Origin of the sequence: Huintestinicola butyrica, assembly GCF_025567215.1 — a bacterium.
GTDB lineage: Bacteria > Bacillota > Clostridia > Oscillospirales > Ruminococcaceae > Huintestinicola > Huintestinicola butyrica.
Genome location: NZ_JAOQKB010000004.1, coordinates 37,575 through 53,512, shown reverse-complemented (window position 1 = coordinate 53,512; position 15,938 = coordinate 37,575). Strand labels below are relative to the sequence as shown.

Sequence of the window (15,938 nt, the reverse complement as noted above, 5' to 3'; positions counted from 1 at the left end):
CGGATTTTTTTGCCATACACCTCTCGTTTCTATTGATCTCAATATCAAGGCTAGTTTTGACACCTCATAACATATTGAACAAATACGCACATAATCAAATAGTCATAGCATTTGCAATGCCGATAATACATTGTATTATCCGCCGAATATGACACTCATGCCCGGCGGTGTTATTTTTCCGTTGATTATGAGTCAAGGAATCTTTTTGTTCTGCGTACTAATATTGGTTACAAAAAATCCAAACTTTTTATGAAATCCTATTGCAAGATCTCTGAAAGTATGATATAATATAATCAAACGATTGTTTATTTAAAGGCGGAAACGATAATTGCGTACTGTTAATGAAGAAGCCAGACAGGCAAAGAAAATCGAACTGATGGAAAAATGTTATGACTGTTATGCGGAGAACGGTTTATCCGGCGTTGGGATAAAAACGATCGCAAAGGCGTGCGGGTGCAATGCAGCTACACTGTATCTGTATTTTGAAAATCTCGACGACTTGATAATCAAATCCACCGCATACTGTATGGCAAAGGTCGAGGACGATTTTATGGCGAAAGCCCCTGCCGACCCAAAAGATGTTATTCGCTTTATTGAGGAGATCCCATACTGGACGGCGAAAGAGCATGGCAAGAAGTATCGGCTGATGTATCAGGTCTATACACACCCAAAATATATCGAACACGGAAAGAAGTTTTTCGAGGGCGTAAACGAACGGTACACCGAGTACGCTAAGCAGCTTGAGCCGAAGATCGGCATTCCCCATACAGTCATTACACCGCTCATTTTCATTTTCGTCCGTGCCTGCGTACACTACGCAATGTTTGAGGACGAATACTATTTAAAAAGCCAGATGGAGGTCTTAAAGCAGACGGTTTCTCTGTTTATCGAAAAATACAGCAAATTATCCGAAGGAGGTAATGAGAAATGAAAAAACAAATAAAAAGAATAACGGCTGTTGCTGCTGCGGCGGCTCTTGCAATATCCTTTACATTCCCCGCAGAGCTGGGGCTTGCAGACCTTGGTGTCGGCGGCAATGCTATTGCGGCAAGTGCGGCAAGCAGCGGTAATTGCGGTGATAGTGGCAGCAATGTAACATGGTTACTTGATGACAACGGCACACTGACTATTTCAGGCTCGGGTAAAATAGAGGATTATCGATCAGATATTGATCAACCATGGTATAGCAACCGTTCGGATATTACTTCAGTGGTGATTGAACCGGGAGTTACTTCCATTGGATCGCTGGCTTTTTATGAATGTTCCAATCTTACAAGCATAACTATCCCGAGCGGTCTTACTTCCATTGGAGAGCAGGCTTTTGGGAATTGTACCGGACTTACAAGCATAACTATCCCGAGCGGTTTTATTTCCATTGGAGATTATGCTTTTTGGAATTGTACCGGACTTACAAGTATAACTATCCAGAACGGCGTTACTTCTATCGGAACAGGTGCTTTTTGGAATTGTACCGGACTTACAAGCATAACTATCCCGAGCAGCGTTACTTCCATTGGAGTTAATGTTTTTTATAATTGTACCGGACTTACAGACATAACTGTTGACAGCAACAATTCTTCCTTTTGCTCGGAAAGCGGCGTACTGTTTAATAAAGATAAGACAACACTTATATATTATCCACTCGGGAAAAACGACAGCAGTTACACTATCCCGGACGGGGTTACTGTCATTGAACAATATGCTTTTTATTGCAATTCAAAACTTACAAGCGTAACTATCCCGAGCGGGGTTACTTCCATCGGAGAAATGGCTTTTAGGGAGTGTTCCGGACTTACAAGCGTAATTGTCCCGAGCAGCGTTACTTCCATTGAATATAATGCTTTTTGGTGTTGTTTCAATCTTATAATTTATATTCCGGGCGGAATAACCATTGGAATAGATGCTTTTTACTCAACAGCCGCAAAGATAACCTATACCGTTGACAGCAGCAATAATGTCAAAATAACAGACATTAGTCTTTCCTCAGGGAATACGGTTGATATTCCGCCAGAAATCGACGGCAAAACGGTAATAGCCGTTGATGAGGATCATCGGCACAAAGTCGGTAATCATACTTGTGTAACCAACACCACACCTACTTGTATAAAAAAGGCAACTTGCGGTATTTGCGGACAAGATTATTATGGTGACCACGACCTTTCCCATCACAATGCAGTGCCTCATACCTGTACAGCAGACGGAACCGTAGAATATTGGGACTGTTCCGTATGCGGAAAGAAGTTCTCCGATCCTAACGGGACTGCTGAAATAACAAATATTGCTGATCCCAATGATCCTGCAAGACATTCGCTCGTTAAGACAGATGAAAAGGCTCCCACCTGCACCGATAACGGAAACAGAGCATATTGGACTTGCACGGAATGCAAAAATATATTCTCTGATGACGCAGGTTTAAACCCAACCACACTTGCCGATGTGACTGTCTTCGCAACAGGTCACACCTGGTCAAACGATTGGAGTTCTGATGGAACAGGACACTGGCATGACTGCGTTAACGCAAATTGTCCCATTACCGAAAATAATCAGAAAGTCGGTTATGCTGCCCACACTCCCGGAGCCGATGCAACAGAAACAACACCTCAGACCTGTGACGTATGCGGATATGAGTTAGCTCCTGCGCTCGGACATATTCACGCAAACCACCTTACATTTATTGCAGAGGTTCCCGAAACCTGCACCGCAGACGGAGTAAAGGCACATTATGAGTGCGAATGCGGAAAGCTTTTCGCAGACGATCAGGCGGCAACAGAAGTTACTCTTGAAAGTCTGAAAATCGCAGCTCATCACACTTACGGAACGGACTGGGAAAGCGATAATGACGATGATCACTATCACGTTTGCTCCGTGTGCAGTGGTAAAGCAGATGTTACTCCTCATAGCTATGACAGCGGAATGATAACCATTCCTGCAACAGAAACCACAGAGGGCGTAAAGACCTACACTTGCTCCGTATGCCATCATACAAAGACGGAAACTGTTCCAAAGCTCAGCCACACTCACAGCCTTTCCGTGGATTATTCCAAGGACGAAACAGGGCATTGGCACGCCTGCTCGGGCTGTACCGAAAAGGTGGATTTTGAAGCACATACAGAGGACAGCGGTACAGTGACCGTTCAGCCTACAGAAACCACAGAGGGCATAAGAGTATATTCCTGCACCGTATGCGGATATGTTATCAGAACGGAAACCGTTCCTGCACTTGCTTCCGAACATACCCACAGCTACGGTACAGCTTGGAAATATGACAGCACAAACCATTGGCACGAATGCTCCTGCGGAGAAAAGACTGATATTTCACAGCACATCTCCAACGGCGGAGTAATTACCGTTCCGCCTACGGCAACCACAACGGGCGTAAGAGTATATTCCTGCTACATATGCGGATATGCTTTCAGAACAGAAACCATTCCTGCAGCGGGATATGATTACTATCCCACATATCCGAGCTATCCCATATATCCGACTTACCCCACATATCCCGTATTTTTAACACCCAGCGTATTCACCGAAGAGCTGACCGTCAATGCAGAAGCGGACGGAAGTACGGTAACGCTCAGCTGGGACGAGGTACAGAAAGCCGAAAAATACTATGTATATCAGTACAAGGACGGCAGATATGTCAAGATAAAGACCACCACCGATACATCGGTAACGCTTAAAGGTCTGAAAAACGGTGAGACCTACAAATTCCTTGTAAGATACTCTATCGGCAGAAAGCTCTCGCCTATGACTTATTCGTACAAGATAACGGTCAAGGTTTACTACAAGCCGATCGCAAAGGCAGCATCGACCGAAAACAGCGTAAAGCTTACTTGGCAGGCAGTTCCCAATGCGCAAAAGTATGCGATCTGCAAGTATGTGGACGGAAAGGCTGTAAAGCTTTGCGAAACCGAGAAGCTTGCAGTAAGGATAAACAAGCTCACTCCCGATACCGAGTATCAGTACATCGTCCGTGCTTATGTTGACGGAAAGTGGACTACTATGACAAAATCGGATATTGTAACGGTCAATACAGATGCAGAATAATTCCACTTAAACCAAAACAAGGCGTACATCATACCGAAAAGGGTAGGGTGTACGCCTTGTTTATAGAACGATAAAGGTCAGTATAAAACCGCCCCGCCATATCTGATATATCCCAAAAGCCGCTTAACTTTTGGGATATATCAATACAGCGGGGCGGTGTCATATCATCTTTTATACTAATCTTCAATCGTTCTATAGGCAAAGCCGACAGATGAAATAAGACCAGTCTAGGAAAGTGACCGCAGGCGGGCTTGCCGCCCGGCAAGGGAGCTTGACGAAGAATGGGCTTATTTCAGCCGAGGATTTGTCTGTAGGTTGATTGAAGATTAGTATTAATCGTAAATATCCTTAAGGAAATCGTAGTTGTAGCTTTGTGTCTTTCTGTTGAACCAGCTGCTGCAGTCCCATATCATTGCGCAGTAGCCCATTTCGCTTGAAAGATCCTTAACAGATTGGAAGAACTTATCGGTGCCCTTTTTCATAACGTATTTTTCGCCGTCTGTGTTGAGGCAGACACCGTATTCGCCGATGATAACGCCGTAGCCTGCGTCGGTGAATTTTTTCATCTTCTCAAAATCCTTGCGCATTGTCTTGTAGTCGGCTTCGGTGCCCCAGCTGCCGCTGTAGCCCCATGAGTTGCTCTTCTTGTCGGCAATGCAGAATGTGGCGGGCGAATAGTAATGTACCGATACCAGCAGACGGTCCTTTGCGGTGTCGTCTGGCATTTTGAACCTGTTGTCGGCGGTCTTGGAAATGTCGGTGTCATAGCCTGCGATGAGCAGGAATCTGGACTTGTTCTTGCCGCCTGTGCTTCTTACTATGTCAACGAATTTCTGGTTGATGCTGTTTACTCTTTCATAGCTCTCGTTCATGCTGGAGCTGCCCTTTGTCTTGCTGCCAAGCTCCTCGTTTGCGGACTCGAATATGAGCTTGTCGGAGTAGGACTTGTAATGCTTTGCAATCTGCTTCCACATAGCGGTGTATTTGTCCATGGCTGCCTGAGCGACCTTTTCATCTGAGGAGCCGAAGTCCTCCCACCAGCCGCCGTCCCAGTGAATGTTGATGATGCAGTACATATCATTGTCAAGGATATAGCCCACGATCTCGTCGATTCGGTCGAAATACTCGGGGGAGATGGTGTATTTGCCGTCCTTTGACATCATGTTTGACCATGCCACGGGGACACGGACAGACTCAAATCCGCCGGCTTTCAGGGACTTTATCATGGCAGCAGTGGTCTCGGGCTGACCCCATGCCTTTTCGTAGTCCTTGGGGGTTGCATCTGCGCCCAGCCATGTTGCAACGGATTCCATGGTGTTGCCTAAATTACAGCCGTCGCCCATTTTCTTTGCCAGAGCCACCGCAGCGGAATTTTTGCCTGATGTTTTTGCACTGCTCTCAGCGGCGGAGGCAACGGTTACGGTTATCTTTTCGGAGATATTTCCCGTGATGTACTTGCTGCCCGACTTTGTAAGAGCTGCGACCTTGAAATAGTTTTTGCCCTCAGCCAGACCGTTTACCGAGGCCTTGGTGGAGGTGACGGTTTTAAGTTTCACGAACTTCTTTGCGCTCTTGTCATACTGATAGATGCGGTATGCGTCTGCGCCCTTTACAGCCGACCACGACAGCACGGCAGCCGTTCCGTTCACTGCGGCTGTAAAGTCCTTGGGGGCATTAAGCTTTTCTGCGGCATAAGCCACTGTGGAAAGGCTGAGCCCGGTCTTAGGGGGAACTATTGGCATTGTGCCCAGCATTGCTGCTGCAAGAATTATGGCAGGTATTCTTTTTATTTTCATTATCAGCGCTCCTATAGTTTATTATATGGTAATTATACATCTTTTTATAGCAAAAGTAAATAGCTTTTTTCGTAATGCGGGATATCTTTTTGTGCAGTATGGCTTCTGCATTGTTAAAAAGTTGTTCGTTATATTTATAAATCTGAGCTATAATATAATTATACTACAGCAATCCACAAAAATATCTATGTGGCTTTATGCAAAACCGAAAGGCAGATAATATGAAAGAGATAAAACAGGAATTTCTTACGGGAGAGCGGGCATTGTTTCAGGGACATGACCTGCGCATAACCGATACTATATTTGATGACGGCGAATCACCGCTGAAAGAGAGCAGGAACATAGAGCTGTACGGCAGTATGTTCAAGTGAAAATATCCTCTTTGGTACTCGGAAAACATCACCGTGAAAAATTGCACATGGTTCGAGATGGCACGGGCAGGCGTGTGGTACACCGGAAATATGACCGTTACCGACCTGACCCTTTACGACAATTATTCCTTTGACGGTGCCAAAAATGTGGAGGTACATAACTCCGGACTTCTTTCCAATTTTGGTTTATATTTGTTTATGATCTTACCAATGATTTGCTCTCCCACTTTCCGCCCTTATATCTGAGCAGACTTACTGCCGCTGTGACAAACCATGTACAGCAGGTGGTGAGCCATATTCCCCAGTGACCTATCACGGGGATAGCCGTCAGCACCAGTGACAGTCCTATTCGGCAGATGACTTCCGCTGTGCCGTTCACAAGTGCATAGCCTGTGTCGCCTGCGCCGTTCAGAAAGCCTCGGACGGTATGTATTATTCCCAGCGCCCAGTAGAAGCAGGCAGTCATCACTATTGCTTTTGATGCAATGCTGATAACGTCCGTGCCCTTTACGAAAAAGCCTGTGATATTTCTTCCGAACAGTATGAATATTACCAGCACCGCAAAGGCGAATACGGTCGATATCTTCACTGCCGCTTTAAGTCCGTTCCGTGCTCTGTCCTCCTTGCCTGCGCCGATGTTCTGTCCTGTAAAGGTGGAAACGGCGGCGTTCAGCGATGAAAAGGGCTGCTGGACGAACTGTTCTATTCTCATGGAAACGGTATATGCCGCCATGACGGTCTCGCCGAAGCCGTTTGTTACTCTCTGAAGCGCCACCATGGAAACGGATATAAGTCCGTTCTGGGCAGCTATGGGCAGACCCGCTTTTATGCACTGCAACATCATCTTTTTATCCGCACGCATATCCTCATGGGAAAGGTGCAGGCTGCTGTTGCATTTGAAGCAGAATATTATGCACACCACTGCCGAAAGTCCCTGTGCAAGCACTGTGGCAAATGCCGCTCCGCCTGCGCCAAGATTCAGGACTACCACGAAAAACAGATCCAGCAGGACGTTGAGTATGCTTGCCGCACCCAAAAATATCAGCGGCGTCTTTGAGTCGCCCAGGGCACGCATTACCGCATTTATCCAGTTATATGCCGCTACGGCAACCGTTCCGCCGCAGGCTATGCGCATATAAAGCGCAGACGTGCCTATAAGCTCATCGGGGACGTTCAGCAGCCTCAGCACAGGCTCTGCCAGCAGCACGGAAATTATGCTTACCGCTATGCCGAATATGGCAGTTACCACTGCCGAGCTGAAAATGGCGCTTTTCATGCGCTTATGGTCGCCCATGCCGAAAAGCTGTGCGATTATTACGCCTGCGCCTATGGAAAGACCAATGCAGAGGGTGTAGAAAAGGTATGTTATTGAGCCTGTTGCGCCCACTGCCGCCAGTGCGCTGTCTCCCAAAAAGGTTCCCACTATTACCGTGTCAACTATGTTATAGGTCTGCTGGAGCAGATTGCCGCCCAGCAGGGGCAGGGCAAATCTTACGATGTGCCCCGCTTCGCTGCCCTCGGTCATATTTCTTGATGTATCCATATTACTTCTTCTTTTTCTTTACTGTTACTGCTATTGCGGCTGCAGCAGCGGCAGCTGCTGCAGCAATTCCCCCTGCAACGCCTGCCACAGCCGCAGGGGATATCTTTTTGCTGCCTGCATTTTCTGCGGTGGTTTCATCGGTTGCCGATGTCTCGGTCTCTTCGGGTATCTCCTCCACAGGTTCTTTCTCGGGGAGAAGCACTTCGCCGCCGATGACCTCCATGCCGTCAACGCTGTAGTCGCCCATGGCAACGGTTATCTTTGCAGTGTGATGAGTGTTTTCCAGACCGCTGCAAAGGTATGATGTTCCTCTGGAGCCTGTTTTGTAAACACCCTTTATCTCAGCCTCGCCGCCGTCTATGGAAACGGAGAGGACTGTCCCGCCGCCTGTTTCGCCTGTAAGTGCAAAGCCTGTGCCGTCAAAGCTTACGGTAAGAACGGAATCGACCTTGCCCTTGGAAATGGTTCGCTTGTAGTTCTTGAAGCTGCTCATGGTGTTGTGCTCCCACTCGCCCTCATACTCAAAGCAGGCATCGGTGTTGTCATAGCGGGTGATGTATGTGTTGTCGCCCACAGGCTCGATTGTCAGGTCGCCAAAGCGGTTCTTGTTGTATGAGCTGTAAAGTGCTGCCCTGCCTGCGCCGATAAGTGCGTCGGAGCTGTCATATTCCGTTACCTGTGCGCCGTCGATATATGCACGGATAACCACGCCCTCAGCTTCGATCTTCAGGCTGTGGGAAGCGGAGCCGTCAAAGCCCTCGATCTTGCCCGAAGCCCTGTCGGTGTTGTCTGACTTGAGCTTCCAGCTGCCGTCCTCATAAAGCTGGAGCCAGTAGCCGCTGTATGCGTTGCAGGCAAGAGTGTATCTGAGACCTGCGCCCACGTAGTTTGCGGACTTATCCTCCGCAGGGTCAAAGGAAACATTCACAGCCACGCTGTAGTTGTACCATCTGTCATCGCCCAGAGTGGTAACAGGGTCGGGAGTCCAGCCCCAGTCCTTTGCTCTGATATCCTGAGTTATCTGCTGAACGAGATAGTTTCCGCTGTCGGATACCTCTACCTCAAATGCGCCGCCCTCGTCGGTGGTGTATCTGGGAGCATAGCCTCTTGATGAGAGGTAGTCCTCGGGATAGTCTGCATACTCAAAGTCATCGGAATATGGGAGACTGAGCAGAGTTTTTTCGGAAGTATCCATATTAACATACTCTGTTCTCTCGGGAGAAACTGTGGAAACGGTCACGATTGAATCGGGCTTTACGGAAACTGTATATGTGTATGCTCCGTCCTTTTCCACGGGAGTTATATCGGCTATCTTTTTGAAATAGTTTTCATCATATTCGCCGCTTTCGGGACTGTCAGGGCCTCTTGTTTCCCACACGCTAACATCGGCGGAAGCCTTATCCAGTGCGGAAACGGTAAAGGTGTAGTCCATGGTCTCGGCGGTGGTGTTGGTGATGATCGTGCTGTAGTCGCCTGTTTCGGGGTCTGCGGCGGTCATGTAGCTGTAAACTGCATCAACGATTGCATGACCGTCACCGCCGGGCTTGCCGTCGCTGTAGCAGGCGCTGTCGATAAATGCCCAGCCCTTTTCGATAAACCGGGAGAAGTGCAGCGAAGTGTAAAAGCCGCTGTCCAGCAGATAATATCCGCTCCATGGATCGCAGGCGGTGATAAGCTGCTTCTGGCAGTAGCAGGCGCCGTCATAATAAGCGGATACCACGGGCTGATACTCATAGAGGGTCATTTTGCCGTTGGGGTACATTCCGATGATACGGTTTGCGATGTCAAGAGCTCCGTTTATGCCTGCAAGGCCTGAGCCGTCAAACCTGTATGCGCCCTGAGCATAGCCCATGGGGGAGCTTGCCTCGCTGAACCACAGCTCCTTGCCGTTATCCTCGGCGATCTTCTTTGCAACGTTTGTGGAGCTGCTGGTGTAGTGGCTTCCCACCACATCTACCGCATTCATAAGCTCCTCGTCCTGATACATTCTGTCAGCAAAGCCCCAGGTGCAGACCTCTTCTCCGCCGACTATCATTATCTTGGAGTAATCATAGGGGCAGTCTGTTTCGCTTTTCAGGTGTTCGGAAAGATATTTTACCCAGTCAAGGTCGGCAGCTCTTTCGTTCTGAACGGCGCTTACGTAATCAAACTTTATGCCGTAGGTCTCATAAGCTGCGTCAAGGGTCTCCTTGTACCACTTGTATCTTGCGGCGTAGGTGTCGTCAGCTTCGCTTATCCAGCGTGGCTCGCTCCACCATAGCATATCAAGGGTAAGGTCGGGATCTATCTGCTTTGCGTCCGCCGCCAGCTGATAGCCTGCGCCCCTTGTAACGTCAGCCTTTTCGTCAGCGCTGCGCATTACCGAGGGCTCTGTTCCCGATGATGAGTTTACATCGGAGCCCATTTCCAGCTTCAGGTGAGTTATACCGATGCCCTCCTTGCCGAACATATACTCCATTATCTGCCAATATGCTTCGGGATCTTCTGCCTTGTAGTCCAGCAGGAGACGGGAGGAGTTGTTGCCGCTGACCATTCCCGCACCTCTGTAGCGCATATTTTCCTTTAGATTTGCAGTAGTTCCGTCAATGATTATGTTGTTTCTATCCACAGTTTCTTCCTCCGCTTCGCAGACGGGCGCAGCAGTGAGCATAACTGCCGCAGCAGCTCCGCAGGCCGTGAGCCTTTTCATAATTTTCAAAGAAATTTCTCCCCTCATTATGAGCATTTATAAGATTATTATAATAAAATGCTTATTCATGAAAAAGAGAACCGTGCACAATTATCCTTTTCCTGTAAATAATTATAGCGCCTTTGTGCCTGTACGTCAATCTGAAATATTTTGCATATTATTACGATTTTAGCATCACATCAGTACCGTGCCCCTTGAACGCCTGTACTCTCTGGGGGAAACGCCCTCTATCCTGCGGAAAACTATGCTGAAATAGTTCCTGTCCTCATAGCCCACAGCTTTGCCGATGTCGCCTATCTCACGGTCGGTGTTCACGAGCAGGGACTTGGCTTCCGATATCCGCCGCCTTGCCAGATATTCCAGCGGCCGCATAGAGGTCTCCGCCCTGAACACACGGCAGAAGTGCTGGACGGACACTCCCGACAGTGCCGCAAGGGTTTCCGCACGGATATCCTCCGTATAATTGCTGTCGATGTACCTTACCGCCAGCGAGGATATGTCATTTCCCGACCGCTTTTCCTCATCACGGGAGAACATGGAGCTTCGCATGGCAAGGATATATTCATATAAAAGTGCGGAGGAATTTTCGCCGCCGTTTACGGGGTCAGCCGCAGCGGAAAATATCCTGCTGAATATCCTGCCGCATTTGTCCTCGTCAAAATGCTCGGAGTAGGCAAAGCCCTGAAAGCCCATGGCTTCCATAAGCTCGCCTGCGTGCTCACCTCGGAACACCAGCCAGTTTGTGACCCATTCTCCCGCAAGAGGGTGATATTCGTGGGGCTTTGCGGGGGCAATGTAGAATACCGAGCCTGCACGGAGTATGTATTTTTTGCCATCGACCGTAAGCACACCTGCCCCCGATGATGTGAACAAAAACTGGTGGGAGACAAGTCCCTTTTCCCTTGCCACACGGTACTCGGGGTCGGATATTCCTATGCCTGTAAGATAAAAGGGCAGCCTGTCCTGCCTGCCTATAACGGGATATACTGCCTGAGTCATATGATGCCTCCTTTTGCATTGCTTTTTTATATCAGTGCATCTTCTTCAAGTTCGGGAACGATAAAGCCTTCCCATTTGCGGTTATACTTGATACATTTGTCGATATTAGCAATAATTTCATCAATGCTCATCGGAAGAAATTCAGTTGCAAAATCATCATTAAAATGCTCTTGGTATTCTTTAAGTTTTTGAGCAAAGAGGTCATTCTGTTTTTTCTCCTCTTCCGAATGCTCATGAACAGGAAGATTATATATTTCATCAAGAATGCCCATTGTCAAATCATATCCTTTCTTAAATCATAGAAATAAATTCTTGATATATAGTATAATTATTGTACTATAATTGCTGTGAGCAGGCAAGATAAAAACAGCTGCTGCATTTCATAAAGTGCAGCAGCTGTTTTGTATTATCAGAATTTTATCTCCGTCACCGCACACTCTGTACTGCTGAGAACTGCGCTCAGCTTATCTGGCTGGTGAGTGCCTGCATACAGCGTAAAGCTGTCGGAAAAGCGCTTTCTTGTGCCGCTTTCATCTACCGAGGTGAACGCCCTTTCGGGAATGGAAACGGTCACGCTCCTGCTTTCGCCTGCCCTGAGCTTTATGCGCCCAGATGGTAAGACCCTTGTAAATATCTCTGTCGCCGTGCTTTGCGTACTGAGCGTATTTTGCTCGGGTCTCCTCGGAGGTTATCTCGCCTGCCTTTTCCACAAGCTTTGTGTCGAACATGGCGGCAAGTCCGATCGCCTGGGGGAACATGGTGGCTGTGCCTGAGCGGGCAAGTCCGTGAAGTCCCTCGTTCCACCAGTTATAGGCGGGAATGCCCAGCCTTTTTATCTCGGGAGCGTCGTATCTGAGCTGGCTTGCTTGCTCTTCAACGGTCATGGCATCTGTCAGCGCTTCCGCACGTTCCTGCACGCTGAGAGTTTCATCAAGATATTTTTCCATATTATCAACCTTTCGGAATATCGCTGGTATCTTACTGATATTATACATCATAAATCTTTGCTATTCAAGGCAATGTGATGCTTTGACGGTGAATATTCTGCGATTTTGCGCCTGATGAAATGAGCATTCGGGATTTTTTCAAAAAAGGTATTGCAATTTTTCATCGGGTGTGATATAATATTACAGTCACACGGAGACGTATCGAAGTGGTCATAACGGACATGACTCGAAATCATGATGCCCCCTGAGGGACGAGGGTTCGAATCCCTCCGTCTCCGCCAGAATAAACGGCTTGGATAAATAATCTGAGCCGTTTTGTTTTTGACTTGCCCGCACTCTGTAATTTTACCTATAAAGTAAAAAATCTCCCCCTCAATCGAGAAGCGGGAGATTTTTTTATACTAAGCACCAATTAAAAACTACACAAAAAATCAAGCATAATCTTGCATATATGGATTATGCGATGATTTTTTGTCTGTAGTTTTATTGGGGATTAGTATTATATTATCTCTATTCCAAAATGCGCCGACAGTTTATTTTCCTTTTCGGGAAGTACACGGTATTTGTCCGCCAGAGCAGGGCCGCAGGAATTTGAACCCACGCCTGCCATTCTGCTGTCGATGCAGATAACGGAGCTGCCGCTTTTTTCAAGCTCGTAGTTGTGGCGCTTCTGTGCCAGCTCCTCCTGGGTGTATTCGGAGGCATTAAAGGAGAAATCATTGTCGGAGGTAAACTTCACGCAGATATCGCCGTTGCTTACATTCACGTATCGGCAGCCGTAATGCGAGGAGTTTTCCTGAGGTCTTACATAGTCCTCAAACATATCTGCGATATTTGCGGAGAAATGACCCATATAGCTTGAAAGGTGCTTGTCAATATAGCTTTCATGTGGGCCGTATCCGAAGTAATCTACAGCTTCAAAGCTTCTCGGCATGAAAAGACGTATGCCGAAGCGTGGCAGATTTTCCACCTTGTTGGAAAATTCTGCGGTGCAGCTGATGTTCAGTTTGCAGCCGACAGAATATGTTACATTAAGCTTTGCAAATGGCTGATGAATGCTCCAGCCCATAGACTGGCTCACGGTGATGATAACTTCCGAGTCATTGCTTGTGACAGCCGTGTCATAGCATTTTACGGTGAAGTCGTTAAGGTGCGCCCTGTACCAGCTGCCCTTCATAACATCGTTGTCGGTGGGAGCACGGAAGAAATTGAACTGCATGGGCTTTTGGAGCAGCTCTGTTCCGTTGCGGCTGATGCTGTCAAAAACGGCGTGGCGCTTGTCAAAATGATATATCGTGCTGCCCGATGTTATTGTTATGTCAAGGGCGGTTTCTTTAAAAGAAGTGACACTGCTGCCGGTCATCTGCTTATCCGTGCCGCCGCATATTTTCAGCTGGTCAAAGCAAATTTCATAGCCCTTGGAGCAGAAAAGTGTATCTTCCTTTGCGGTGAAAATGAACCTGATATATGTCTCGTTCTCATATTCCTTTGCCGCATTCGGAATAATCACCTCGGTGCTGCCCATAGGCGGTATTGCAATATCTGCACAGCCTGTGGATAAAATTCCGCTGTCATCGGCTATCTCATATCGGCAGTCAAGGATATCGCCCGCATTTGCAAATTCAAGGGTGCTGTTAAAGATGAAATGTCCCTTTTCACTGCCTGCCAGAACTCTCACAGGGCGGTATGCCTGCTTTAGTTCAAGCAGACCCGTGTGAGGTGTGCGGTCGGGATAAACAAGGCCGTCCATGCAGAAATTGCTGTCGTTATGCTTTTCGCCGAAGTCGCCGCCGTAGCCGTATTTTACCCTGCCGTCAGCCACGCCCTGAGGAACGGTGTGGTCGCACCATTCCCACACAAAGCCGCCGCAGAACCGTGGGCTTGAATAAAATGCGTTGTGGTAATTCTCCAGGTCGCCTGGACCGTTGCCCATGGCGTGGCAGTATTCGCAGAGCACAAAGGGTCGGTGCTCGTCCTGCTTTTCAAGGAAGCCTGCCATTTCCTTGGTGTCCCAGTACATTCCCGATACCACGTCAAGGATATCGGTGGGCGTATCGTCCAGCCTGTGGGTGCTTTCGTAGTGGAGCAGCCTTGTTTCGTCCAGCGATTTTACCAGCCTGCCTGCCGCCAGCATATTTTCGCCCCAGCCGCTTTCATTTCCCAGTGACCAGAACACAACGCAGGGGCGGTTTATATCCCGCTTCACAAGAGCTTCCGCACGGTCGGTAATGGCTTTCTCGAACTGCTTGTCGCAGGCGATAAGGGCAATGCCGTTGTATGGCTCGGGAGCGTCCCACTTGAAATTGTTATAGACCTCCACGCAGCCGTGGGACTCCATATCCGCTTCGTCGATAAGGTAAAAGCCCATTTGGTCGCACAGCTGATAAAACAGGGGCGAGTTGGGATAATGTGAGGTTCTTACGGCGTTGATATTGTGCTTTTTCATCAAGATAAGGTCTGCCTTCATCTGAGATACCGAAGCATAATAGCCCGTGTCGGGATAGCTGTCGTGGCGGTTCACGCCCTTGAATTTTACAGCCTGACCGTTTACCTTGAACACGCCGTTCTCCACGGATATTCTCCTGAAGCCAACCTTTTCGCCTATGGTCTCCTCGCCTGCAAATACAGTCAGGTCATAAAGATATGGCTTTTCAGCCGACCACAGCTTTGGGGCTTGTATGTTGATAACAGTTTTTTCACCGTCAGTCGCACTGAAATTTGTTACAGTGTTTCCGTCTCTGTCGGTAAGGGTCGCCGTAACGTCACAGCCAAAGGGGGTAAATTCAAGCTTTGCGGAAGCATCATCGGAGAGAATGGTTTTCACGATATAGTTTTCAAGCCGAACTTTTGGTCGGGACAATACATAAACATCACGGAAAATTCCCGAAAGTCTTATCTTGTCCTGATCTTCAAGATAAGTGCCGTCGCACCATTTCAGCACCGCTGCGGTTATTTTGTTTTCGCCCTCACGGAGCAGGGGAGTAATATCAAATTCCGATGTGCTGTGGGACACCTGGGAATAGCCTGCAAATTCGCCGTTTATGTACAGATATACGCAGCTGTCTATGCCCTCGAAAACAAGTATCCTGTCGTTTCCGTCGGGGGAATAGTTATAGCTCCTCTGATAGATGCCCACGGGGATATCATCGGGCACATACGGCGGGTCATAGGGGATAGGGTAGCAGACGTTTGTGTACTGGGGCTTGTCATAGCCGTGAAGCTGCCAGTTTGAGGGCACGGGTATTTTTTTATCAAACCCCGATGATATAAAATCGTCCTCTATATCAATAATGCTGCCGTAAAATTTAAAATCCCAGTCGCCGTTCAAAAGCTCAAATCGGGTTGAGTTTTCTCTGCTTTCAAACGGGTCTTGTCCTTTTGAAAAGGGGATAAAATAGCAGTGCTTATCAAGGGTGCCGATGTGAAGAGCTTCCGTATTTTCATGGTATATCATTTTGCTTTTGGGTGATCCCACGGAAGATATTTTTGAAATGTCCATAGCCGACCTCCTGTAATTTCATATTCGTTGAATGTATTGTAACACCT

Annotated in this window: 10 protein-coding genes, 1 tRNA gene and 1 pseudogene; 4 read left to right on the top strand and 8 right to left on the bottom strand. The window is 47.8% G+C overall.

The genetic code is table 11. From position 1 onward, the window contains the following. Positions 1 to 328: 328 nt before the first annotated feature. Positions 329 to 931 (top strand): TetR/AcrR family transcriptional regulator, encoded by a 603-nt coding sequence (locus OCV68_RS05755; RefSeq protein WP_262571379.1) that lies wholly within the window; start codon positions 329 to 331, stop codon positions 929 to 931. Further along, the gene (locus OCV68_RS05750) at positions 928 to 4,047 is read left to right on the top strand and encodes a fibronectin type III domain-containing protein (RefSeq protein WP_262571376.1); all 3,120 of its coding nucleotides are present in this window, start codon (positions 928 to 930) and stop codon (positions 4,045 to 4,047) included. Before OCV68_RS05755 ends, OCV68_RS05750 begins: the two co-directional genes overlap by 4 nt. Positions 4,048 to 4,379: 332 nt before the next feature. On the opposite strand, the gene OCV68_RS05745 is transcribed toward OCV68_RS05750, so the two are convergent. Next, positions 4,380 to 5,843 carry a glycoside hydrolase family 5 protein gene (locus tag OCV68_RS05745; protein ID WP_262571374.1) on the bottom strand — a complete coding sequence of 488 codons (1,464 nt, stop codon included), beginning with the start codon at positions 5,841 to 5,843 and terminating at the stop codon, positions 4,380 to 4,382. A gap of 197 nt (positions 5,844 to 6,040) precedes the next feature. Between OCV68_RS05745 and OCV68_RS05740 the strand changes: the two are divergent. Then, positions 6,041 to 6,460: pseudogene (locus OCV68_RS05740) on the top strand (DUF3737 family protein). On the opposite strand, the gene OCV68_RS05735 reads toward OCV68_RS05740, so the two are convergent. The 6 genes from OCV68_RS05735 to OCV68_RS05710 form a co-directional block, all read right to left on the bottom strand. Further along, positions 6,411 to 7,757 carry an MATE family efflux transporter gene (locus OCV68_RS05735; RefSeq protein ID WP_262571373.1) on the bottom strand — a complete coding sequence of 449 codons (1,347 nt, stop codon included), beginning with the start codon at positions 7,755 to 7,757 and terminating at the stop codon, positions 6,411 to 6,413. The pseudogene OCV68_RS05740 and the gene OCV68_RS05735 sit on opposite strands and share 50 nt — an antisense overlap. Before the next feature lies 1 nt (position 7,758). Then, positions 7,759 to 10,446, bottom strand: coding sequence for a glycoside hydrolase family 30 protein (locus OCV68_RS05730; RefSeq protein ID WP_262571688.1), 2,688 nt, complete (start codon positions 10,444 to 10,446; stop codon positions 7,759 to 7,761). 174 nt (positions 10,447 to 10,620) lie between these two features. Beyond that, positions 10,621 to 11,445: an AraC family transcriptional regulator gene (locus OCV68_RS05725; protein WP_262571372.1), complete on the bottom strand. Its 825-nt coding sequence runs from the start codon at positions 11,443 to 11,445 to the stop codon at positions 10,621 to 10,623. Between the two features lie 26 nt (positions 11,446 to 11,471). After that, positions 11,472 to 11,717 (bottom strand): hypothetical protein, encoded by a 246-nt coding sequence (locus OCV68_RS05720; protein ID WP_022474669.1) that lies wholly within the window; start codon positions 11,715 to 11,717, stop codon positions 11,472 to 11,474. A 137-nt stretch (positions 11,718 to 11,854) separates the two neighbouring features. Then, the gene (locus tag OCV68_RS05715; RefSeq protein WP_178086116.1) at positions 11,855 to 12,019 is read right to left on the bottom strand and encodes a hypothetical protein; all 165 of its coding nucleotides are present in this window, start codon (positions 12,017 to 12,019) and stop codon (positions 11,855 to 11,857) included. Continuing rightward, positions 11,976 to 12,392 (bottom strand): glycoside hydrolase family 3 N-terminal domain-containing protein, encoded by a 417-nt coding sequence (locus OCV68_RS05710; RefSeq protein WP_394803495.1) that lies wholly within the window; start codon positions 12,390 to 12,392, stop codon positions 11,976 to 11,978. Before OCV68_RS05710 ends, OCV68_RS05715 begins: the two co-directional genes overlap by 44 nt. Positions 12,393 to 12,584: 192 nt before the next feature. On the opposite strand from OCV68_RS05710, the gene OCV68_RS05705 reads away from it, so the two are divergent. Next, positions 12,585 to 12,673: transfer RNA gene (locus OCV68_RS05705), tRNA-Ser, on the top strand. Between the two features lie 218 nt (positions 12,674 to 12,891). On the opposite strand, the gene OCV68_RS05700 is transcribed toward OCV68_RS05705, so the two are convergent. Next, positions 12,892 to 15,891, bottom strand: coding sequence for a glycoside hydrolase family 2 TIM barrel-domain containing protein (locus OCV68_RS05700; protein WP_262571370.1), 3,000 nt, complete (start codon positions 15,889 to 15,891; stop codon positions 12,892 to 12,894). Positions 15,892 to 15,938: the final 47 nt, after the last annotated feature.

Coding starts and splice junctions, on each gene's coding strand:
- OCV68_RS05750 (WP_262571376.1), top strand. CDS start 928: ATGAAAAAACAAATAAAAAGAATAACGGCTGTTGCTGCTGCGGCGGCT.
- OCV68_RS05745 (WP_262571374.1), bottom strand. CDS start 5,843: ATGAAAATAAAAAGAATACCTGCCATAATTCTTGCAGCAGCAATGCTG.
- OCV68_RS05735 (WP_262571373.1), bottom strand. CDS start 7,757: ATGGATACATCAAGAAATATGACCGAGGGCAGCGAAGCGGGGCACATC.
- OCV68_RS05730 (WP_262571688.1), bottom strand. CDS start 10,446: ATGAAAAGGCTCACGGCCTGCGGAGCTGCTGCGGCAGTTATGCTCACT.
- OCV68_RS05725 (WP_262571372.1), bottom strand. CDS start 11,445: ATGACTCAGGCAGTATATCCCGTTATAGGCAGGCAGGACAGGCTGCCC.
- OCV68_RS05720 (WP_022474669.1), bottom strand. CDS start 11,717: ATGGGCATTCTTGATGAAATATATAATCTTCCTGTTCATGAGCATTCG.
- OCV68_RS05710 (WP_394803495.1), bottom strand. CDS start 12,392: ATGGAAAAATATCTTGATGAAACTCTCAGCGTGCAGGAACGTGCGGAA.
- OCV68_RS05700 (WP_262571370.1), bottom strand. CDS start 15,891: ATGGACATTTCAAAAATATCTTCCGTGGGATCACCCAAAAGCAAAATG.